The 21818-nt window shown below is 66.8% G+C and carries 17 protein-coding genes; 7 read left to right on the forward strand and 10 right to left on the reverse strand.

The window, feature by feature from the left end; genetic code table 11:
- Positions 1-610 precede the first annotated feature (610 nt).
- Genes RF646_RS04300 through RF646_RS04315 form a run of 4 tightly spaced genes read right to left on the reverse strand, consistent with a single transcriptional unit; the run spans position 611 to position 4954 of the window.
- On the reverse strand, positions 611-2302 hold the full coding sequence (locus tag RF646_RS04300) for a cytochrome bc complex cytochrome b subunit (protein WP_368835292.1): 1692 nt from the start codon (positions 2300-2302) through the stop codon (positions 611-613).
- Entirely contained in the window at positions 2302-3408 is a 1107-nt protein-coding gene (locus RF646_RS04305) for a ubiquinol-cytochrome c reductase iron-sulfur subunit (protein ID WP_085106049.1), read from the reverse strand. The genes RF646_RS04300 and RF646_RS04305 overlap by 1 nt, the downstream gene beginning before the upstream one ends.
- Positions 3409-3466: 58 nt before the next feature.
- Positions 3467-4258: a c-type cytochrome gene (locus RF646_RS04310; RefSeq protein ID WP_167318503.1), complete on the reverse strand. Its 792-nt coding sequence runs from the start codon at positions 4256-4258 to the stop codon at positions 3467-3469.
- A gap of 57 nt (positions 4259-4315) precedes the next feature.
- Positions 4316-4954, reverse strand: coding sequence for a heme-copper oxidase subunit III (locus RF646_RS04315; protein ID WP_064845194.1), 639 nt, complete (start codon positions 4952-4954; stop codon positions 4316-4318).
- Between the two features lie 175 nt (positions 4955-5129).
- Here RF646_RS04315 and trpD point away from each other — a divergent pair, with 175 nt between their 5' ends.
- On the forward strand, positions 5130-6185 hold the full coding sequence (trpD, locus tag RF646_RS04320; protein ID WP_368835293.1) for an anthranilate phosphoribosyltransferase: 1056 nt from the start codon (positions 5130-5132) through the stop codon (positions 6183-6185).
- Between the two features lie 114 nt (positions 6186-6299).
- Here the strand turns inward: trpD and RF646_RS04325 are convergent, their stop codons facing one another.
- The 5 genes from RF646_RS04325 to glgA form a co-directional block, all read right to left on the reverse strand.
- On the reverse strand, positions 6300-6581 hold the full coding sequence (locus RF646_RS04325) for an Lrp/AsnC family transcriptional regulator (protein WP_368835294.1): 282 nt from the start codon (positions 6579-6581) through the stop codon (positions 6300-6302).
- Positions 6582-6676: 95 nt separating this feature from the next.
- A complete protein-coding gene (locus RF646_RS04330) occupies positions 6677-7126 on the reverse strand; it encodes a DUF3054 domain-containing protein (protein ID WP_368835295.1) in 450 nt (149 codons plus the stop codon).
- An 828-nt stretch (positions 7127-7954) separates the two neighbouring features.
- Entirely contained in the window at positions 7955-8443 is a 489-nt protein-coding gene (locus RF646_RS04335) for a hypothetical protein (protein WP_085106052.1), read from the reverse strand.
- Between the two features lie 369 nt (positions 8444-8812).
- Positions 8813-9271 (reverse strand): general stress protein, encoded by a 459-nt coding sequence (locus RF646_RS04340; RefSeq protein ID WP_368835296.1) that lies wholly within the window; start codon positions 9269-9271, stop codon positions 8813-8815.
- A 77-nt stretch (positions 9272-9348) separates the two neighbouring features.
- Positions 9349-10542 carry a glycogen synthase gene (gene glgA / locus RF646_RS04345; RefSeq protein WP_064845206.1) on the reverse strand — a complete coding sequence of 398 codons (1194 nt, stop codon included), beginning with the start codon at positions 10540-10542 and terminating at the stop codon, positions 9349-9351.
- Positions 10543-10720: 178 nt separating this feature from the next.
- On the opposite strand from glgA, the gene glgC reads away from it, so the two are divergent.
- The 4 genes from glgC (at position 10721) to RF646_RS04365 (ending at position 17876) form a co-directional block, all read left to right on the forward strand.
- On the forward strand, positions 10721-11965 hold the full coding sequence (glgC, locus tag RF646_RS04350; RefSeq protein ID WP_368835297.1) for a glucose-1-phosphate adenylyltransferase: 1245 nt from the start codon (positions 10721-10723) through the stop codon (positions 11963-11965).
- A 196-nt stretch (positions 11966-12161) separates the two neighbouring features.
- The gene (pepN, locus tag RF646_RS04355) at positions 12162-14867 is read left to right on the forward strand and encodes an aminopeptidase N (RefSeq protein ID WP_368835298.1); all 2706 of its coding nucleotides are present in this window, start codon (positions 12162-12164) and stop codon (positions 14865-14867) included.
- A gap of 115 nt (positions 14868-14982) precedes the next feature.
- Complete coding sequence (locus tag RF646_RS04360; RefSeq protein WP_368835299.1) at positions 14983-16161, forward strand: hypothetical protein; 1179 nt, start codon at positions 14983-14985, stop codon at positions 16159-16161.
- A gap of 17 nt (positions 16162-16178) precedes the next feature.
- A complete protein-coding gene (locus tag RF646_RS04365; protein ID WP_368835300.1) occupies positions 16179-17876 on the forward strand; it encodes an ABC1 kinase family protein in 1698 nt (565 codons plus the stop codon).
- 45 nt (positions 17877-17921) lie between these two features.
- Here the strand turns inward: RF646_RS04365 and RF646_RS04370 are convergent, their stop codons facing one another.
- Positions 17922-18677, reverse strand: a complete 756-nt coding sequence (locus RF646_RS04370) for a hypothetical protein (protein WP_368835301.1) — start codon at positions 18675-18677, stop codon at positions 17922-17924.
- A gap of 340 nt (positions 18678-19017) precedes the next feature.
- On the opposite strand from RF646_RS04370, the gene wecB reads away from it, so the two are divergent.
- Together wecB and RF646_RS04380 are read left to right on the forward strand one after the other, a co-directional pair.
- Positions 19018-20166 (forward strand): non-hydrolyzing UDP-N-acetylglucosamine 2-epimerase, encoded by a 1149-nt coding sequence (gene wecB / locus RF646_RS04375; protein WP_368835302.1) that lies wholly within the window; start codon positions 19018-19020, stop codon positions 20164-20166.
- 42 nt (positions 20167-20208) lie between these two features.
- Entirely contained in the window at positions 20209-21555 is a 1347-nt protein-coding gene (locus tag RF646_RS04380) for a UDP-glucose/GDP-mannose dehydrogenase family protein (protein WP_368835303.1), read from the forward strand.
- Positions 21556-21818 lie beyond the last annotated feature (263 nt).

Consider the following 21818-nt stretch of genomic DNA (forward strand, 5'->3'; position numbering starts at 1 on the left):
ACACCGTGTCATGGGTTAAATGGTTCCATGGAGCCCATGGGGAAAATTGCAGGGCAAGGGGGAGCGATGGCCCACGGGCTCGCGTTGGTAGGCCTGCCGGAGCTCGAGTTGCACGGCATGTCGGAAGCGGTACGGGACGAAACCGAGATCCCGAGGGCCGTGGCTCGCCTTCTCGAGCGGTTGAACGGCCAGGGCGCCATCGAATCGCGGGAGGTGCATCTCTGCTGTGACGGAACGAGCGACAGGACGCTAATTCGGGTCACAGTGGCCGTCGGAGAGCCGATGACGGGTACTCGCCCCGTGACCTTACCGGGGGCCGGAACGGCAGCTGTCATTCGGTTCGGGGAGCGGCCGGTCAATACCGGGGACGCATGGCTCATGCTGGACACGGCACTTCGAGGCAAGGGGCTCACCGCCGTGGGACCGTATCGTCAGACCATCCATGGGGATGGGAGCGTCACCCTTGCCGTGCCCGTCAGCTCCGGGACGCCGCGTACGGAGGCCGAGGCCAGCGCATAGAACAGTGACCAGCTGGCTCCGGGCTGGAGGCATAGGAAAGGGCCCGTTCGGATTATGTGATCCGAACGGGCCCTCCCGATCAGCGATCGAGTCAGCTGGGCCCGGGGCCTACTTCTCGATCTGTGCGCTGTGCGCTGTGCGAGCCGGCGCCGACGCTGGCGGGCTCGGCGTGGTGATGACCGTGAGCCGCTTCCAGCTCGGCGGGCGTCACAGGGGCCACACGGTCCTCGAAGAAGATCCGGCTCAGACCGCCGCGCATCTTCTCACTCGCCGTGACCTTGCCCTTGGCATTGGCACGAGCGGGTTGGACCTCGCGGTCCTCGAAGTTCACGAGCTTGTAGCGACGGTATTCATCCAGGGGCTCGTGGACCTCCACGAACTCACCGTGGGGCAGGGCCTGGATGCGGCCCGACTCACGGCCGTGGAGCACGATCTCCCGGTCCTTGCGCTGCAGGGACAGGCAGAAGCGGCGGGTGATGATGAACGCCAGGATGGGGCCCAGGAAGTACAGGGCTCGCAGCCAGTAGATGACGTCGTTCACGGCCACATGGAAGTGGGTGGCGATAAGGTCACCGCTGGCCGCGATCATCTGGATGGCGTAGAAGGTGACGCCGGCGGCTCCCACGGCGGTGCGGAACGGCGCGTTACGCGGACGGTCCAGGATGTTGTGCACGCGGTTGTCGCGGGTCACCCAACGCTCGATCCACGGCCACGCGAACATGACACCGAACATCAGGGCCATGGGGATCAGCGGCAACAGAATGGCCAGCGGAACCGCCAGACCGAAGATGTTGACCTCCCACGAGAATGGCCAGTGACCGGGCATCAGGCGCAGACCGCCGTCGGAGAAGCCCATGTACCAGTCGGGCTGGGAGCCAGCCTGCACGGGGGAGGGATCGTAGGGACCGTAGTTCCAGATCGCGTTGATCGTGGTGGTCGCGGCGATGGCGGCCAGGATGCCGAACACGATGAAGAAGAATCCACCCGCTTTCGCGGCGTAAATGGGACCCACGGGGAAGCCCACCACGTTGTCCTCGGTGCGACCCGGACCGGGGAACTGGGTGTGCTTGTGGACCACGACCATGAACAGGTGGATCACGATCATCATGAGGATCAACGCGGGGATGATCAGCACGTGCACGATGTAGAGGCGACCGATGATCGCGTGGCCTGGGAACTCGCCACCGAACATGAACATGGAGATGTAGGTACCCACGATCGGGACGGCCTTGGCGATCGCATCCGCGATGCGCAGACCGTTACCGGAGAGCACGTCGTCGGGGAGCGAGTAGCCGGAGAAGCCGGCCACGATCGCCAAGATGAAGAGCACGCAACCCACGACCCAGTTCAGCTCACGCGGGCGGCGGAACGCGCCGGTGAAGAACACGCGCAGCATGTGCACGGACAGCGCCATGACGAACAGCAGCGCGGACCAGTGGTGCAGCTGACGCAGGAAGAGGCCGCCGCGGATGTCGAACGAGATGTGCAGGGTGGAGGCGTACGCCCCGGACATCTCGACACCCTGCATGGGGACGTAGCTGCCGGTGTAGGGCAGGGACGTCATGGTGGGGTCGAACCAGAACGCCAGGAAGGTGCCGGACAGCAACAGGATGATGAAGCTGTAGAGGGCGACCTCACCGAACATGAAGGACCAGTGGTCGGGGAAGACCTTACGGCCGAACTCCTTGACCATCGCGGAGGCGCCCACGCGCGTGTCCACAAAGTTGGCGATCCGGCCCGTGGTGGTCGTGGGGCGGTATTCGAAGTCTGTTGATGTGGACATTAGTTCGCCTCATCCTGCATGTCTTGGACGGCGAGATCGCGCTGCGAGTAGGTCGGTCCCACGGGCTCGTGGAAGTCGCTACGGGCAACGAGGTAGCCGTCGGAATCAACGGTAATGGGCAGCTGCGGCAGGGGGCGGGATGCCGGGCCGAAGATGACCTCGCACTCTTTCGTGAGGTCGAACGTGGACTGGTGGCACGGGCACAGCAAGTGGTGCGTGTGCTGCTCGTACAGGGCGATCGGGCAACCCACGTGCGTGCAGACCTTGGAGTAGGCGAAGATGCCGTCCACGTTCCAGTCACTGCGCTCGGGGGAGACGTTGACGTCCTCCGGGGCCAGTCGCATGAGCAGGACCACGGCCTTGGCCTTCTCGTCCAGGTAGCCCTCTTCGTGGCTCAGGCTGCTGAGGTTCTCCGGGACCACGTGGAACGCGGAACCGAGAGTCACGTCGGACGCCTTGATGGGGGTACCGGAGGGGTCGCGTACCAGACGCACGCCCTCGTCCCACATGGTGTGGCGCAGGACCTTGAGGTCGGTGGGACCGAGGTCCTTGAGCAGACCCACGAAGGGGAGGGGCATGAGCACTGCGGCGCCGATCAGCGTGTTGCGCAGCAGCGGGCGGCGCCGCACACCGGACTCGTCGTAGATGGTGTTCAGGATGCCCTGCGCCTCGGCGCGGTCCTCTTCCGGGCGCAGGTCGTGGCGCATCTCCACGATCTCGTGGTCCGGCATGAGGGTACGGGCCCAGTGGACCACCCCGATACCGATGCCGAACATGCCGAGGGCGATGCCGAGGCCCAGCAGCAGGTTCTGCAACCGCAGCTGCGCGGTGGGCTCGGTGTTGACGGCGTCGTACAGAGGACCGTCCACGCGGATACCGAAGTACGCCACGAAGAACAGGATGGATCCAATGATGGAGAGCAGGAACAGCAGGACCACCTGGTGTTCAGCTCGCTTCGCGGCCTTGGGATCTACGTCCGTCACGCGGGGGCGGTGCGGTGGAAGCCCCGGGTTGGGGAAGTTTTCCGTGCCCGTTCCGTCCGAGGTGACAACCGCCCCGCTCTTGTGGGGAGTGCCGTCACGATGGTCGCCCATGTGGTCCCTCATTCTTCTCTTGGTGCTGTGAATACTGTTTCGGGTGCCGGTGGGTACCGGCGGGGCGCTCTCAGGCGGAGCGCGAGGTCAGCCACACGGTGAAGCCGATGACGATCACCAGGCCGATGGTCCAGATGAACAGCCCCTCGGACACGGGGCCCAGGGAGCCGAGGCTGAAGCCACCCACGTTGGTGTTGTTGTCGAGGGTCTTCAGGTACGTGATGACGTCCCGCTTCTCCTCGGGGGTGATGTTGGCGTCGTTGAACACCGGCATGTTCTGCGGGCCGGTCTGCATGGCCTCGTAGATGTGCTTTTCGCTCACGCCCATGAGGGAGGGGGCGAACTTGCCGCGGGTCAGGGCACCGCCCTGGCCAGCGGCGTTGTGGCACATGGCGCAGTTGGCCAGGAACACCTTGGCGCCGTTGGCGGAGTTGCCCTCGCTGATGTCGAGGTACTCCTCCTCTGGGACGGCGGGGCCGGCGCCCAGGGAAGCCACGTACGCGGAGAGCTGCTTGGTCTGTTCGTCGTTGAACTGCTGCGGCTTGACCTGCGCCTGGGGGCCCTGCATCTGCATGGGCATACGGCCGGTCCCCACCTGGAAGTCGACGGAGGAAGCGCCCACGCCGATCAGGGAGGGACCGGTGTTGGTGCCCTGGGCCTGCATGCCGTGGCATGTGGAGCAGTTGGACAGGAAGAGCTTCTGCCCCTCCTCGACGTCCTGAGCCGAGTACGTGGTGGTGTCGGCCTTGGCTTCATTGGTGGTTGTGGCAACTGCGTAGAGTCCACCGGTCAGAAGCAAAGCCATGACCAACAGCGCGAGGGCTGCCATGGGATGGCGGCGCTTTTGTGAGAGTGCCTTCACGTCAAACGTTCCTTTTACTCGGTTCTAGAACTTGAATGGGCGAACGGTCCTGGGGGCCTACTTGATGAAGTAGACCAGCACGAACAGGACGATCCAGACCACGTCGACGAAGTGCCAGTAGTAGGACACCACGATGGCCGAGGTGGCCTCGTAGTGACCGAAGCGCTTGGCAACGAAGGCGCGGCCCATGATGAAGAGGAATGCGATCAGGCCACCGGTCACGTGCAGGGCGTGGAAACCGGTGGTGATGTAGAAGGCGGAGCCGTAGGCGTTCGCGGCGATCGTGACGCCTTCGGAAACGAGAGCGACGTACTCGTAAACCTGCACGGACACGAACACGGCGCCCATGAGGAAGGTCAGGGCGAACCACTCGGTCATGCCCCACTTGGTGAATTGGAGGATGCCGCCGGTGCGCCGGGGCTGGAGCCGCTCGGCGGCGAAGACACCGAACTGGCACGTGACGGAGCTCAGTACCAGGACGATGGTGTTGGCCAACGCCATGGGCACGTTGAGCAGCTGTGTGTTCTCGTGCCAGACCTCCGGGGAGGTGGCGCGCAGAGTGAAGTACATGGCGAAGAGTCCGGCGAAGAACATCACTTCGGAGGACAACCACACGATGGTGCCCACGGATGTGAGGTTGGGGCGAGTGATGGTCGCGCCCACCGGTTTGGCTGGGGTATGAGTCGCAGTTGTCACAGAGACATTATGTCGCCAAAACTCGTGGCGAACCAACCACCACGGCCTCCGCAGCGCATCGTGTCGCGTCCCCAAGGTGTGATCTGGACGACCCTCCCGTCCGCCGGGCCGCGGTGGGCCGCGGCCTGCCGCCGTACTGCGTCACGCGGAGTGACGGCGCGATAGAGTCGAAGCCGTGACTACCTCGAACGCCTCCCGCACGAACAACCACTGGCCAGACGTGTTGACGAGCTTGTCCCGCGGCGAGGACCTGTCATGGGAGCAGTCCTACTGGGCCATGGACAACATCATGGCGGGCGAGGTCCCCGACACCGTGGTCGCGGGCTTCCTCATGGCGCTGCGCACCAAGGGGGAGAGCGTGGCCGAGCTCAACGGTCTCGCGGACGCCATGGTCGCTCACGCCCGCCCCATCTCCGTTCCCGGCCCGGCGCTGGACATCGTGGGCACCGGCGGGGACCGCCTCTCGAGCGTCAACATCTCCACGATGTCCGCCCTGGTGTGCGCGGGCGCGGGGGTGCGGGTCGTGAAGCACGGCAACCGGGCGTCGTCGTCCAAATCGGGATCGGCGGACGTCCTGGAGGCCCTGGGCGTACAGCTGGACATGCCCGTCGAGCGCGTCCAGCGCGCCGCACGCGAGGTGGGGATCACCTTCCTGTTCGCGCAGACCTTCCACCCGTCCATGCGCTTCGCGGCCGCCGCACGCAAGGCCCTCGGGGTCGCCACTGCATTCAACTTCCTGGGCCCGATCACCAATCCGGCCAAGGTCAAGGCATCGGCGATCGGCGTCGCGGACGAGGCCCTGGCGCCGCTGATGGCCGGCGTGTTCCAGAACCGTGGCGACCGCGCGCTCGTCTTCCGCGGCGGTGACGGGCTCGACGAGTTGACCGTCACGGCGCCGTCCCGGATCTGGGAGGTGCGGGATGGCCGGACCACCGAGCACACGCTCGAGCCCCTGGACCTGGACATGCCGCGCGCCACGATCGAGGATCTGCGCGGCCAGGACGCTGCCTACAACGCCGGCGTGGTGCGCGACGTCCTCGACGGATTGCAGGGGCACGTGCGTAACGCGGTGCTGCTCAATGCCGCCGCCGGGCTCGTCGCCATCGACGAGAGCGCCGATGCTCCCTTCGCCGAGCGTTTCGAGGCCGCCATTGGGCGTGCGGCCGAGTCCATCGACTCGGGTGCGGCGCGAGACGTCCTCACCCGGTGGGTCGAGTTCGCCGCGCGGTGACCACCCGGTCGTCGCTCCCGCCCGGCCCGTCCGTGCGGTACCGCACAATCTGACGACGACGCCGCTCGCCCGGTTTCCGGAGGAGCGGCGTCGTTCGTGCTACGGCCGGGGGAGTTAGTCGTCGATCCCCAGGGAGAAGGCCGCATCCAGATCGTGCGTGCTGTACGTGCGGAAGGCGATGTTGGTGTTCGTGGACTCCACGCCCTCAACCTTGGACAGCTGATCGGCGATCACGTCCGCGAGCCGTTCGTGCTGGTGCACCCGAACCACGGCGATCAGGTCCCACTCACCGGTCACCGAATAGACCTCGGTCACGCCGCGGATGTCCGAGACCTCCAGGGCGACCTCGGGAATCCTGTCCGACGAGGTCTTGATCAAAACGATGGCGGTGAACATGGGGTTCCTTTCCACGGTGTCACTCCACTGTATCGGTGGGTCGATGGCGCGGCGGGCGTCTCGGAGCGGCCGGTGGCAGGGGAGTCCTGGCCGTATCAGCGACGACGAACTCGGGCCACGCCCGCCAGGACGAGGCGGTAGCCCACCAGGAAGACTCCCAGCACCGCCAGGCTGACCAGAACGAACGACCACGCCGTGCCATCGCCTGTGAGAACACGGAGGAGCATCCCGACGAGTTCGGCGCTCAGCCATACGACCACGCCAGTGGGCACCACGGCCGCCGGACGACGCGCTCCCCGGACCATGAGCCACCCGATGAGCGTCCCCGCTAGGAAGGGCCACGCGGTGGTGAGCATGCCCAGGACGTCCTCACCGTGGGCCGAGCGCCCGATGGCGGCGAAGACGATCACCAGACCCAGGTCCACGGCCAGGAAAACGGGCCAGGCTCTCGTGGTTCGCTCGGCGGAAGGAGCTGATCCAGGCGATTGCGGGGGAGAGGCCACTGACGTGCGGGAGTCCGATCCGGGACGGGGTTGCGAGCTCATGTCTCCAGTTTATGGCGGGTTCTGGAAGCTTCCGAACGGATGAATTTCACAGTGAGAATCGCAGGATTTAGTTCGAGTTCCACCTATAACTTTAAGAACCGGCCCAAGGCGCTATGACGCTCTCATGGACTGGGCCAGCTGAGGTCGCCGCAGCGGGGGGTCTTCACCCCGCGAGCGCACGAACCTCCAGGGGCTGCCCACATGCCGCGGATGCTTAGGCTGCACGTTTCAGAGCGCCGGCCTTACTGGCGACCTCCACGATCCGGCAGCCACCCAGAGCGGGCCCCGGGCTCACCCGCGGGCCGGAGAACACCGCGGGGGAATCGCCGGCTGCACCCGTGGCATCGACGGTATGGGTCGCGTGCCCTCATCATGGCGTACTTCGCCGGACTGAGTACATACACGAGCAGAAACCCGAGATGTGTATCCGGACCCGTTGAACAAAAGCGTCACGCAACGCGCCGTCCCGTAACTATGCATGGCGTCGTTCAGGCGGTGACCCATGGGACGAGGGGCCGAGTCGCCGCCTGAGCTCACGGCCATCTGAGGCCTCCCATAGGCTGAATCGGGTTCGCCCCATATCGCGTCGTTACTAACGTACCCCTATGACCGATAATGTACATTATGTAAAGTAGTCCGAAAGTGGAGTGGCCGGAACGGTCCCTGGGCCTCTCCCGCCGGCACCCTCAGCCCTCGGCCGACCGCAGCGCCCACTCCTTCTTGTGGTGCCCCAGCACCGTCAGGATGATTCCCAGCGCCGGCCATCCGATCGGTGCCCAGATCTCCCCCGCGGGTCGTCGTCGGACAGGGGCACCACGTCCGTGACCCTCACGGTGGGCGGAGTCGCCCCCGTGGCTCCCGGCGTCTGCCCCGCACCCGAGCCACGCTGGGCCTGCACGAAACCCCCGGAGGCAGCGCCCCCACTTTGTCCCGCAGCCCCAGGGCCACCGGGGCCGCGCCGCCGCCCGACGCCATCTTCTGCGGCGCCTGTTGCATCCCCGCGATCACTTGCTGGTCGATCCAGCGCTGCATGTTCGTCTCCACGCCCGTGAGCATCTGGGACGCCACCGGGCTGGCCGCACTCGCCGTGAGGATCTCGGGCTGCTCCCCCAGCACGATCCCGCCGCACACCTCCCGCGACGTGATCCCGTTGACCGCGTCCTCACTGTTGGCCATCGGGTGCAGCTCGAGCAGGTGCTCGGGCATCTTCTGGGTAACAGCATCGACCTGCTCCTGCGAACCGACTACCGCCCCGGGCAGGTTCTCCACCCGGGACGTGGCCGTGGGCCATGCGAAAGCGAGAAGAACGACACACACGTCGCCCGCTCCCCCATCCCCCGCGTGCGCTCGCGCTCCCTGCAGGAGACACACGACGCGTTCGCAGTCGCCGTCGAGTCGCTACTCTCCGGGGTGCTTGCGGCCCCGGCCGACGGCTGACCACGGGCTGGGGACCATGGTCCGTCTCCGACGGCCGGGCCTGACCGTTGTACCGGGGCCCTGCTGCGCGAACGACGATCCGAACCCGCATACTCTGCAGCCGAAGCGGCCCCGCCCGCGCGGCGACGGAGTCGATGTGCCGGTGCGCAAGCATGACCACGGGCGGCCACCTCGGAAGGGTGACCGCCCGTCGTCGTCAGTTATTCAAACCGGTCGAGAGGGCGCCGGAGGGCGCGGACCGGCAGGGAGTCAGCGGTTGAGGACCGTGATGGCCTCGTGGGCGCGCTCGGCCCGGACCTGCACCAGGTAGGTGTCCGCGGCCGTGGTGCGCACGGACATGAAGTCTCGCTTTCCACCGGTGGCCAGGTGCGCCACGAAACCGAAGATCACGCCCCACACGGCACCGATCACCACGGACCACAGGATGATGGACAGCCAGCCGAACGCCGGGGCGAACAGGCCGAACAGGATGCCGATGAACAGGCCCAGCCACGCACCGGAACCCAGGCCGGCGAGCGCGGCGCGGCCTTTGGTCAGGCGACCTGTGACGTATTCCTCGGAGCGCAGGCCCTCGCCCACGATCTTGACGGTGGAGACATCGAACTCGCGGTCGGAGAGCGTGTCCACGACGGCCTGGGCCTCGGCGTAATCGGGGAAGCGGGCGATCGTCTCGTATTTAGCGGCAGCGGTCTGGATCTCGTAGGCCATGATTCCCCTCACATTTGGTATGTATGATGCAAACGCCTCGCTTCCACCATATCAACCGGGCTCGAGGCATCGAGAGCTCACAGCACCGAGCGGTAGACCTCCAGGGTCTGCTGCGCGATGGACTCCCACGAGAAGTGTTCTTCCGCGCGCGTGCGTCCCGCCTGACCCATGCGGTGAGCGCGGTCGGGGTCGGAGACCACGTCGGTGAGGGCGGCGGCGAAGTCGTCCACGAACTTCTGGGGGTCCAGGGGTGTGCCGGTGCCGTCGGTGACCTGTTCGATGGGGACCAGGCGGCCGGTCTCGCCGTCGACGACGACTTCGGGGATGCCCCCGGTGGCAGTGGCGACCACGGCGGCGCCGCAGGCCATGGCTTCGAGGTTGACGATGCCCAGGGGCTCGTAGACGGAGGGGCACGCGAAGGCGGTGGCGTGGGAGAGGATCTGGATCACGGCGCGGCGGGGCAGCATCTTCTCGATGAGCACCACGCCCTCGCGCTCGGTCTTGAGCTGGTCGATGAGGGCGTTGACCTCGGCGCCGAGCTCGGGGGTGTCAGCGGCGCCGGCGCACAGGACCAGTTGCACCTCGGGCGGCAGCTGCAGGGCGGCGCGCAGGAGGTAGGGCACGCCCTTCTGGCGGGTCACGCGGCCCACGAAGACCACGGAGGGCTTGGTGGGGTCGATGCCGTACTCGTCCAGGACGTCGGTGTTCTCGTCTCGGTCCCACTGGCTGACGTCGATCCCGTTGTGCACGGTGCGTACACGCTGGGGGTCCACGTCCGGGTAGGAGGCGAGGATGTCGCGGCGCATGCCGTCGGACACGGCGATGATCGCGGCGGCGGCCTCGTAGGCGGTCTTCTCCGCGAAGCTGGACACCCGGTACCCGCCGCCGAGCTGTTCGGCCTTCCACGGGCGCAGGGGTTCCAGGGAGTGGGCGGAGAGCACGTGGGGGATGTCGTACATGAGGGAGGACAGGTGCCCACCCATGTTGGCGTACCACGTGTGGGAGTGCACCAGATCCGCGCCCTGGATGTCCCCGATCATGGTGAGGTCCACCCCGAGGGTCTGCACGGCGGCGTTGGCATCGGCCAGTTCACCCGGCACGGGATACGCTTGCACCTGGGCGCCATGGAAGTCCGGGTCCCGAGGTTCGCCGAAGCAGCGGATGTTGAGGTCCACGAGCGGTGCGAGCACGCGGGACAACTCGGCCACGTGCACCCCCGCTCCCCCGTAGATGGTCGGCGGGAACTCTTTGCTCAGGATGTCTACTCGCACACTGCGAGCGTACTGCACGGGGGTGCTCGCACACAGGTGCGCAAAAGTTCGCGAAACTTCCGGCGACACGGTGTTCCGCCTTGCCGAGTGGGACACAATGACGGGGAAGACCAGTCAAAGACGACGCCGTGTTGTGGTCCGCGAGGGCTCTGACTGGCTCGGGAAGTGAGGGGTACGAATGTCACGACACAAGAAAGTCCTTGCCATCGTTCTGGCCGGTGGGGAGGGCAAGCGCCTGATGCCGTTGACGGAGGACCGTGCCAAGCCCGCCGTACCGTTCGCGGGCGGGTACCGGTTGATCGACTTCGCGCTGTCCAACCTGGTGAACTCGGGGTACCTGCAGATCGTGGTGCTCACCCAGTACAAGTCCCACTCCCTGGACCGGCACCTGTCCGAGACGTGGCGGTTGTCCACGCAGCTGGGCAACTACGTGACCTCGGTGCCCGCGCAGCAGCGCCGCGGCAAGGAATGGTTCCTGGGCTCGGCCAACGCGATCTTCCAGTCCATGAACCTGATCGACGACGCCGATCCGGACATCGTGGTGGTCGTGGGCGCAGACCACGTGTACCGGATGGACTTCTCGGACATGGTGCGCAAGCACATCGAGTCCGGGGCCAAGGCGACCGTGGCCGGGGTGCGTCAGCCCATGGACATGGTCAAGTCCTTCGGTGTGATCGAGACCGACCCGCAGAACCCCACCCGAATCTCCCGGTTCGTGGAGAAGCCGGACTCCACCGCTCCCCTGCCGGACGACCCGAACGCGTTCCTCGCGTCTATGGGCAACTACGTCTTCGACCGGGACGCCCTCGTGGAGGCGCTGCGCGCGGACAACGAGCGCGGGGACACCAACCACGACATGGGCGGGGACATCATGCCCCACTTCGCGGACCGCGGTGAGGCCATGGTCTACGACTTCACCCACAACGACGTCCCGGGTTCCACCGACCGCGACCGCCAGTACTGGCGGGACGTGGGCACCCTGGATTCCTACTACGACTCTCACATGGACCTGATCCGTCCGCTGCCGGTGTTCAACCTCTACAACTACGACTGGCCCATCTACACCCACCAGATCATGGCCCCGCCGGCCAGGACGGTGCGCGGGCCCAACGGTCAGGCCGGCGTGGCCTTCGACTCGATCGTCTCCCCCGGTGTGCTGATCACCGGCGGGCACGTGGGCTCCTCGGTGCTCTCCCCCAAGGTCAAGGTGGAGCACGACGCCCGCGTGACCGAATCGGTGCTCATGCAGAACGTGCAGATCGGCGCCGGGGCCACCGTGCACCGCACCATCCTGGACAAGAACGTGATCGTGCCGCCCGGGTTCACGGTGGGCCTGGACCGCGAGCGCGACCTCGCCCGTGGGCTCACGGTCACGGATTCGGGGTTGACGATCGCGCCCAAGAACTACCGCTTCCAGAACTGAGTCCGGCTCTCGTTCCGTGACACCCACTCGGCGGCCCCGCTCACGCGAGCGGGGCCGCCGTCGTAGGCGCGGTCGGGAGCCCGGGCGGGGACGACGACGCCGTATCGCGCGGTTGCCGACGGCAGCGTCGCCGTCTGCCCGGCATGCCCAGCGGGCCGCAAGCGGGCGCGGGCGGGCGGATGCCTACACTGGGGTCATGGGAGCCAGCTCACTGACCAGAGAAGATGCCATGACGCGCGCGGAGCAGATCCGGGTGGAGGACTACCGGGTCACGGTGGATCTTTCGGGAGCACGGGAGCCGGGCGCCACGACATTCGGTACCGAGGTCACGGTGCGCTTCACCGCGGAGGCCGGTGCGGAGACGTTCATCGACTTCATCCACGACACCGTGAGCGCCGTGGAACTCAACGGCGAGTCGTTGGACGTGGACGACGTCGTGGAGGGCTCGCGGATCCGGTTGCCGGAGCTGGGCACGGCCAATGAGCTGCACGTGGTGGGTCGCGCGCTGTACTCCCGTTCCGGGGAGGGCATGCACCGCTATGTGGACCCCCAGGACGACTCCGTTTACCTTTACACCCAGTACGAGCCCGCCGATTGCCGCCGGGTGTTCCCCGTGTTCGAGCAGCCGGACCTCAAGGCCGTCTACCACTTCACCGTGATCACGCCCCCGGAGTGGCTCGCGGCGTCCAACGCGGACCCCACGGGGCAGAACACCACCGACGACTGCGACGTCCCCGGCGCGGTGGCCCACGACTTCGCCCCCACCCAGCGGATCTCGAGCTACATCACCGCCATCCTGGCGGGGCCCTACACCCGGTTCACCGACGAGTGGTCCGGCACCGACCCCCAGGGCGAGGCCGTGACGATTCCCCTCACGCTGTACTGCCGGCGGGCGCTCGCCGAGCACATGGACACCCAGGAGCTGTTCATGCTCACCAAGCAGGGTCTGGATTTCTTCCCGCGGTTGTTCGCGTTCGCGTACCCGTTCGGGAAGTACGAGCAGGCGTTCGTGCCGGAGTACAACCTGGGGGCCATGGAGAACCCGGGGCTCGTGACGTTCACGGAGGCGTACCTGTTCCCGTCGGGTGCCACGCGGGCGCAGTTGGCGGGGCGGGCGAACACGCTGTTGCACGAGATGTCCCACATGTGGTTCGGGGACCTGGTGACCATGCGGTGGTGGGACGACCTGTGGTTGAAGGAGTCCTTCGCGGAGTTCATGGGCGCGTACGCGTCCGTGCACGCGACCGAGTACACGGACGCGTGGGTCACGTTCGCGCTCGCCCGTAAGGAGTGGGCATACCGCCAGGACCAGTTGCCCACCACGCACCCGATCGTCGCGGACATCCCGGACCTGGAGGCCGCGCGGCAGAACTTCGACGGCATCACCTACGCCAAGGGCGCCTCCGTGCTGAAGCAGCTCGTGGCGTTCGTGGGTGAGGAAGCGTTCATGGACGCGTGCCGTGCGTACTTCCGCCGGTTCGCGTTCGAGAACACGAGCCTGGACGACTTCCTGGAGGTCCTGGACGAGGCCAGCGATCACGACGTCCGCGCGTGGGCCCAGCAGTGGTTGCACACCACGGGTGTCCCCGTCCTGGAGGTCCGCCTCCCGGGCTCGGTGGACGGCGACGCCGCGGCGCCGGGTGCACACGCCACGCACGACGGCGCGGGGTCCGGTGACCCCGCCGACCCCGCCGCAGTGGACGGCACCGCGGCGGCGAGCGCCACGCTGACCCAGCGAGCGGCGTCGTTGCGTCCGCACGGGCTGACCGTGGGCCGGTACACGCGGGATGGCGATGCCGTGGTGAACAGGGCGCGCACCGAGGTACGGGTGCCGGCCTCGGACACGCCCGTTCCCGTCACGGGTCTAGGCGACGCCCCGAGCAGCGAGGCCCAGGACGGCGCGTCGTTCCTGCTGGTCAACGACACTGACCTCACGTACTGCCTGGCCCATCCGGACCCGGAATCGCTTGCGGCCATCACCCGCCTGGTGGGGGCGATCGAGGACCCGCTCGCGCGAGCGGTGGCGCACTCGCAGGTGTGGGCCGCGGTGCGCGATGCCCGGCTGTCCCCGCGGGAGTACGTGTCCATGGCGGCGCGTGAGTGCGGTGCGGAGCGTCACGCGGCGATCCTCACGACCGTGCTGGACCACGCGGGTCAGGCCCTGGGCGAGTACGTGCCCTACCAGTACCGCACCGCCTCGCGGCGTGAATTCTTCGAGGCCCTGCGCAATGCCCTGCTGGCCGCGGAGGCGGGTTCCGGTGAGCAGCTGGTACTCGCGCGCGCTTTCGCCCGCGAAGCGGCGCGGGACGGCAGCTACGCCCGTCAGGTGCAGGAGTGGCTCGGGGACGAGGGCACGGTGGCCGGTCTGCCCCTGTCCTCCGAGCTGCGCTGGTCCCTTCTCACCGCGCTCACCGCCACGGGTCACGCCACGGTCTCCGAGCTGGAGACCGAACACGCGCAGGATCCCACCCGCGACGGCCGGTTGGGCTACACCCGGGCCGTGGCCGCCATCCGTTCGGACCGGGCCAAGGACGAGGCGTGGCAGCGGATCGTGGCCGGGGAGCTGTCCAATGACGAGCTGAGCGCCACGATCTCCGGCTTCCAGTTGGCGGCCCCTGCCGTGCTGCATCGCTACGAGTCCGAGTACTTCGCCCACTTCGCCGAATGGTGGGACACCCACTCCATGGAGATCGCGACCCGTATGGTGCGCGGACTGTACCCGCGCGCGATCGAGGTGCGGGCGGCGTCGTCTGACCCGAAGGAACACCCCGTGGTGCGGGAGACCCACGCGTGGTTGGACGCCCACCGGGACGCCCCGGGGGCCCTGCGACGCATCATCATGGAACTCGCGGCGGACGCCGAAAGGGCCGTGGAACTGCAGGTGACGTGCCTGTCCCGGTGAACCCTGGGGGTCCGCTTTCCACCGAGCGGATGAACATCGATGCGTTGAGATCAACGGTTAGCATGTGGTGTGATGCCGCGGCGGAGCACGCGTCGGCGCTATTGCGAGGGAGACCATGAGGGATTACGCGCTCAACGACCGAGGGTCCTTGGACGTCGTCACCGAGAACTTCTACGACACCGAGATCATGCGGGTGTTCGGAGGCCTCTCCGTGGGCCGGGCGCAGACGTGGACCGGGACGGCCGCGCTGGTCCTGGAACCGGACAACCCCTTCGACCCGCGCACCGTGTCCGTGCGCGTGGGCGGGAACAAGGTGGCCCACCTCAGTTCCGGGGACGCACACCGTTACTGGCACCCCCTCTCACGCGTGATCGCCTCCGGCTACACCCCCGTGGTCCCGCTGCACCTGGAGGCCGAGTTGCAGCGCCAGGACGGGCAGGCGGAGGTCGCCGCGCGCGCGACGATCGGCATCGCTCCCCCGGACCTGCTGTTCCCCCTCAACACCGCGCCCGCGCAATCGGCCGTGCTGCCCCAGGGCTCCTCGATCAAGGTTTTGGACGAACAGGAGTTCGCCGAGTATCTGCACTCGATCGTGCCAGCCTCCGGTGAGGGCCGCGTGATCCTCACCCTCGAGGTCAACAAGGTCAAGAACTCCCACGGGCTCACCGTCGACACCGTGGACGTGCTCTACGAACGCAAACAGGTGGGTCGGCTCTCTACCCAGATGTCCCAGCAGTTCATCCCGATCATCCACTACGCGTTCGAACAGGATCTGCTCACCGCCGTGTGGGGGACGATTCGTGGTTCCTCGTTCGAGGTGTCCATGACCTTGCAGGCCGCCCGCGCCTCCGAGGTCCCCCAGCAGTGGTTCACGGACCTGCCCAACGACGTCCCCGAGCTGCTGCCGGACGCCGAGGATTTCGAGGTGCCCCCGGCCTACGTGCCCGTGGAATCGGACCGCGGGCGCAACGCCAAGAAATGGCGCCGCGGTTTCAGCGCCGCCCACACCGACGACGACGCCGCTCGCAACCGCCCCGGCGCCCAGACCCGACCTGCGGCACCCGCCCCCGCGCGTGAACCCCGCCGCGCAACCGGCGGGTCCAGTGCGGCCCGGCTGGTGGGCGGACTTACGAGCGGGCTGAAGCCCCTGGTCACCGCGCTCGCCGCGCTCACCATGATCCTGGTACTCGTGAGCATCATCCTGCTGGGTGTGGAACCATTGGCCACGACGCTCGTGTTGATCGTGGCCGTGGCCACCGGATTCATGGCCTTCTACCTGCACAGAACGCTGTAAGGGGTTCTTTCACCCGTATGATTTCTCGCCGCGAACGGTTCCTCCAGATCATCGAAGTGCTCACCAAGCACGGTTTCGGTTTCGCTCTCGGTGGGTTGAAACCGCAGTGGCGGGCCCCCCTGGCGCGCGTGAAACTCATCGATCCGCAGACCATCCACTCCCAGCCCGAACACCTGCGCATGGCCCTGGAGGAACTGGGACCCACGTTCATCAAGCTAGGCCAGCTCGTCTCGACCCGCCCGGACGTGCTGCCCCCCGGCTACGCGGACGAACTGCTCAAGCTCCAGGACGACACCCCACCGATCCCCGTGGAGCAGATCCGGGCCATGATCGAGGCCGAACCGGATTCCCAGGCGGAGGAGATCCTCACGCACATGGACCCCGAGCCCGTGGCCACCGGCTCGATTGGTCAGGCCCACGCCGCCGTGTTCCAGGGACACGAAGTCATCGTCAAGGTCCGCCGCCCCGGCGTGACCGACGAGGTCAATCGCGACCTGGAGATCCTGCAGGACATGTCCTCGTGGGTGGCCCGCTACTGGACCGCCGCCCAGGACTACGACCTCGAAGGGCTCGTGGAGGAGTTCAGCGCCTCCCTACGGGACGAACTGGACTTCATCCAGGAGGCCCGCAACTCCCAGCGCATGGCCGAGAACTTCATCGGCCACCCGCGGATCCACATCCCCGAGATCTACTGGGAGGCCACGACCTCCCGCGTGCTGACCATGGAGCGGATGTTCGGGGTCAAGATCAACGACTACGACGCTCTCGAGGCCCAGGGCGTCAACCGTCACCTGCTGGCCAAGGAGGCCACGGACGCGATCTGCAAGATGGTGTTCGAGGACGGGTTCTTCCACGCGGATCCTCACCCCGGCAACTTGTTCGTGGAGCCGGACGGGCGGATCGCGATCATCGACTTCGGGATGGTCGGCAACCTCAGTGAGGAGTTCCGGGACCACCTGATCACCCTGCTGCTCGGCGTCGTGCAGAACAACCCGCGCCGCGCCGCGACCGGACTGCTGGGCTTGACCGATAGCGGCCAGCACGACGTCTCCAAGAGGGACCTGGAACGCGACGTCTCCGTGATGATGCGCCGCTACGCCAACAAACCGCTCGAAGAGGTGCGGGTGGGCGAGCTCATGGCGGACCTGATCTCCGTGCTGCGCCACCACAAGCTACAGCTCCCGCGCGAGTCCGCTTTGCTGCTGCGCATGCTCGTCACCGCCGAGTCCATGGGTACCGGCCTGGACCCCGGCTTCGACCTGGTCTCGGCCGTGCAGCCCTACGCGGAGCGGTTCATCATCAACCGGCTCTCCCCGGACATGCTGTTCAACCGGTTGCGCTCCACGATCGAAGAAGCCGTGCAGATGGGCGTGGACGTGCCCGAGTACGTGCGCCGCTTCCTGGTGGTGCTCGAACGCGGCGGCTTCGACGTCCACCTGCGCACGGACGAGCTGGATCCCCTGGTCAAGAGCGGCGCCAAGATCGGCCACCAGGTCGTGGCCGGCGGCGTGATCGCCGCGACCATCAACGGCACCGCGCACATCATCGCCTCGGACCCCGAGCGGTGGAAGAAGTACCACACGCCGTTGATTGTGGGTGGGATGTCCACGGTAGCGGCACTCAGCGGCTATCTCGCCGTGTCCTCCAACGTGGAACGCGTCCGCCACGTGGTGCGGGTGCTGCGCGGGAACAAGTCCAAGCGCACCGTGCGTTGAGCACGGACGTGGCCCACGAGGACCTCACGAGGCTCTACCGGGCGGTCAGTTCTGCTCGCGCCCGTCATATGCCTCCGACGAGGATGAGTCGGCCTTTTGCTCCGACAGGGCCTGGGCTCGCGCCGCATCCAGGCACGCTTGACTGAACGGTAGCGGCCCTCCGTTCGCGAAGTCCCGTAAGTGCTCGTTGGCAGGGACTTGGACGCGGCTGACGTAGTCCAGGCCAGGAACGCGCTTGGCCACTGTCGCATAAGCGACCCCCGGTTGTTTGAGGTTCGCGACCACCGCGCGGATTCCGTCCACGGACCCCGGGGCCACCAACAGCTCCAGCAAGCGTGCATCGATCGTCTTGACCGCTTGGCCGTCCTGGATGAACTCGTAATAGGGCCCGTAGTACCCGTCTATGTACCGCAGGTGCGCTGTCGGATGACCAGCCATGAAACACGCAGCATCCCCGAGGTCGATCAAGACATCCGTGAGGTGCTCCAGCAGACCCAGGACCATTACGTGCTTCGTCATGGTTGCCGGCCTGCGCAGACTGACGCGCTTCGGGGCCTCGGCCCGAACCTCAATCTCGAACGCTGATGGGCCCAGCTGGCCGATAGAGAAGTCCTGGTTCCACCCAGAGATAATCCCCCTGGCGTCCCCGAGCAACTGCTGGGTCAGCAATTGCAAACCCGTGAAGCTCTCGCGCAACGGTGACTGCGGCAAGGCCAGCTGTCGCCCGTCGCCATCCCGGTAGGTGACGGCGACGATCACACGGGCCTTGGGGGGGACGGTGCCCAGGTAGTTGCGTGCCACGGTGCCTTTCATCGAGCTCGCAGAGACATTTTTCCGTAACGCAGGTCACCGAGGTCCGGGTGTTCGGGGGAACATTTCCCGGCAATAACGCCGTTTTCCTAGGGGGTATTCGCCGACGTCACACCTGCATTCATATGCACACAGTGTAGGACACCCTGGGGAGCGCCATCGCCCCTACTCCCCGGTACTTTTGTAGCCATTATGGTGGACACAATCATCCGAGCCTGTCCGCGTGAATCCTGGTATTCCCTTAGACTGTGGCCGTACAGGGCGTGTGGGGCCGGGCTGGGTGATCCGCGGCTCACGTAACGCGTCATTGGCCGAGGTAAGGATGAATTGCGTGTTCACGATCATGCCGATTTACGGCACCCGTCCGGAGGCCATCAAGATGGCTCCCATCGTCACCGCCCTGCAGAACAGCGATCAGTTCGAGTGCGTGGTCACCGTGACCGGCCAGCACCGCGAGATGCTGGACCAGGTCAACGAGATCTTCGGGATCACGCCGGACCACGATCTGAACATCATCCAGCCCCGCCAAACCCTCAACGGTGTGCTGACCCGCACGGTCGAGGGTCTGGACCGGATCTTCGAGGACACTCCCCCGGACGCCGTGGTGGTCCAGGGTGACACCACCACCTCCACCGCTGCGGCGATCGCCGCGTTCTACCGCGGCATCCCCGTGATCCACGCCGAGGCCGGGCTGCGTTCCTTCAACCTGTTCTCCCCGTTCCCGGAGGAGGCCAACCGCAAGATCACCTCGCAGATCACGTCCCTGCACCTGGCCCCCACGGCCACGTCCAAGGAGAATCTCCTGCGCGAGGCCATCACGGAGGAGGACATCGTGGTCACGGGTAACACCGTGATCGACGCTCTGCTGCACACCGTGGAGCAGCAGCTGCCCTTCACGGACCCCCAGCTCGAGAAGATCGCGTCCTCCGGCAAGCGTGTGCTGTTGGTGACCACGCACCGTCGTGAGAACCAGGGCGAGGCGATGCGCGGCGTCGGACGCGCCCTGGCCCGGATCGCGGACGCGGAACCCGAGCTGACCATCGTGCTGCCTGCCCACCGCAACCCGGTGGTGCGCGAGGCGGTGCTGCCGGCCATCGAGGGCAAGCCCAATGTGGTCGTGACCGAGCCGCTCGCCTACGGCGAGTTCACCCGCATGCTGTCCGTGGCGCACGTGGTGCTGACCGACTCCGGCGGGGTGCAGGAGGAAGCGCCGTCGCTCGGCAAGCCCGTGCTCGTGATGCGCGAGAACACCGAGCGTCCCGAGGCCGTGACGGCCGGGACCGTCAAGCTCATCGGTACGGACGAGGAGCGGATCGTGACCGAGGTGGACCGCCTGCTCAACGACGATGCCGCCTACCACGAGATGGCCAACGCCGTGAACCCGTATGGTGACGGCAAGGCCGCCGAGCGCTCCCTGGCCGCGATCGAGCAGATGTTCGATGTGGGCCGGCGCGTGGCGGACTTCGATTCCCAGGCGTAAGCCCGACCCCCTCGCCTCGAACGGAAGGATCACGGTCTCTTCATGCGCATGACAGTCATCGGCACCGGATACCTCGGTGCCACGCACGCGGTGGCCATGGCCGAGCTCGGTCACGAGGTGCTCGGCGTGGACGTGGACCAGGCCAAGATCGATCTGCTCTCCACCGGGCAGGTGCCCTTCCACGAGCCGGGGCTGCCCGAGCTGCTGCGCAAGCACGTGGCCACGGGCGCGGTGCGCTTCACCACGTCCTACGAGGAGGCCGGCGCCTTCGGGGACGTGCACTTCATCGGGGTGGGAACGCCCCAGAAGCGCAACGGCCACGCCGCGGACATGACCTACGTGGACTCGGCCGTGGAGCAGATCTCCCGCGCCGCCAGGCACGACTGCGTGATCGCCGGTAAGTCCACGGTTCCCGTGGGCTCGGCGGCCCGGTTACAGGAACTGGCCCTGACCTCGGCGCCCTCGGGCACGCGCGTGAGCCTCGTGTGGAACCCCGAGTTCCTGCGCGAAGGTCACGCGGTGGAAGACACCCTGCGCCCGGACCGTATGGTATTGGGCCTCGAGTACGACGACGCCGGTCGCCCCACCTCCGCGGCGCAGGCCGCCGAGGCCGTGCTGCGTGAGGTGTATGCGCACCAGCTCGAGGCGGGGATCCCGTTCATCGTGACCGACTACGCGACCGCGGAGCTCGTGAAGGTCGCGGCCAACAGCTTCCTGGCCACCAAGATCAGCTTTATCAACGCGCTGTCCGAGATCACCGAGACCGTGGGCGGGGACATCCGTACGCTCGCGGACGCGATCGGGTTGGACGAGCGCATTGGTCGCAAGTTCCTCAACGCTGGCGTGGGATTCGGTGGCGGGTGCCTCCCCAAGGACATCCGCGCGCTGCGCGCCCGCGCCTCCGAGCTGGGTCTGGACCAGTCCCTGCGGTTCCTGGCCGAGGTGGACGAGATCAACCTGCGGCGGCGCGAATACACCGTGCAGCTGGCCGTCCAGGAATGCGGTGGTTCCCTGCACGGCACGCAGATTGCCGTGCTCGGTGCGGCGTTCAAGCCCGAGTCCGACGACGTCCGGGACTCCCCCGCCCTGGACATCGCCGCCCGGCTGCACTCGATGGGCGCGGACGTGCGCCTCTACGACCCCCAGGCCAACGCCAACGCCGCCCAGCGCTTCCCCCGCCTGGACTACGTGGACTCGCTCGACGCCGCCGTGACCGGTGCGCAGGTGACCCTGCTGCTCACGGAGTGGCGGGAGTTCCGGGACATGGATCCCCGTCGGGTCTCGGAGCTTGTGTCCACGCCCACGATCATCGACGGGCGGAACGTGCTGGACCCCGTGGCGTGGCAGGATGCGGGGTGGCGGTATCGGGCGTTGGGGCGGCGGCACTGACCACTGCGCAGTAGGCGGCGCTCGCAGCGTCAGAACCGCACTCGTAGCTCGATGTCGAGGTTGCGCCCCAGCCACCGTCGTGAATGATTCGTGTCATAGTTGGGCACCGATTGAACAGCCAAATCTCCAGCCGGGCATCGCCGGTTGCAACGATTGAAGTTGCGTAGCCGCAGCCACACAAACGGGCGGTCTTGAAGCGCCCTGGGTTTCGTTCCGAGGTCAGGACGCAACGGGCGCTACGTCGTGGTCGTGAGTGTAGGCTA

The sequence above is a fragment of the Kocuria sp. CPCC 205261 genome, assembly GCF_040981025.1.
GTDB classification, from domain to species: Bacteria; Actinomycetota; Actinomycetes; order Actinomycetales; family Micrococcaceae; genus Kocuria; species Kocuria marina.

What these genes read in the sequence shown, in the direction of transcription:
- RF646_RS04300 (WP_368835292.1), bottom strand. Translation starts at nt 2,302, where the DNA reads ATGTCCACATCAACAGACTTCGAATACCGCCCCACGACCACCACGGGC.
- RF646_RS04305 (WP_085106049.1), bottom strand. Translation starts at nt 3,408, where the DNA reads ATGAGGGACCACATGGGCGACCATCGTGACGGCACTCCCCACAAGAGC.
- RF646_RS04325 (WP_368835294.1), bottom strand. Translation starts at nt 6,581, where the DNA reads ATGTTCACCGCCATCGTTTTGATCAAGACCTCGTCGGACAGGATTCCC.
- RF646_RS04330 (WP_368835295.1), bottom strand. Translation starts at nt 7,126, where the DNA reads ATGAGCTCGCAACCCCGTCCCGGATCGGACTCCCGCACGTCAGTGGCC.
- RF646_RS04340 (WP_368835296.1), bottom strand. Translation starts at nt 9,271, where the DNA reads ATGGCCTACGAGATCCAGACCGCTGCCGCTAAATACGAGACGATCGCC.
- glgC (WP_368835297.1), top strand. Translation starts at nt 10,721, where the DNA reads ATGTCACGACACAAGAAAGTCCTTGCCATCGTTCTGGCCGGTGGGGAG.
- pepN (WP_368835298.1), top strand. Translation starts at nt 12,162, where the DNA reads ATGGGAGCCAGCTCACTGACCAGAGAAGATGCCATGACGCGCGCGGAG.
- RF646_RS04360 (WP_368835299.1), top strand. Translation starts at nt 14,983, where the DNA reads ATGAGGGATTACGCGCTCAACGACCGAGGGTCCTTGGACGTCGTCACC.
- RF646_RS04365 (WP_368835300.1), top strand. Translation starts at nt 16,179, where the DNA reads ATGATTTCTCGCCGCGAACGGTTCCTCCAGATCATCGAAGTGCTCACC.
- RF646_RS04380 (WP_368835303.1), top strand. Translation starts at nt 20,209, where the DNA reads ATGCGCATGACAGTCATCGGCACCGGATACCTCGGTGCCACGCACGCG.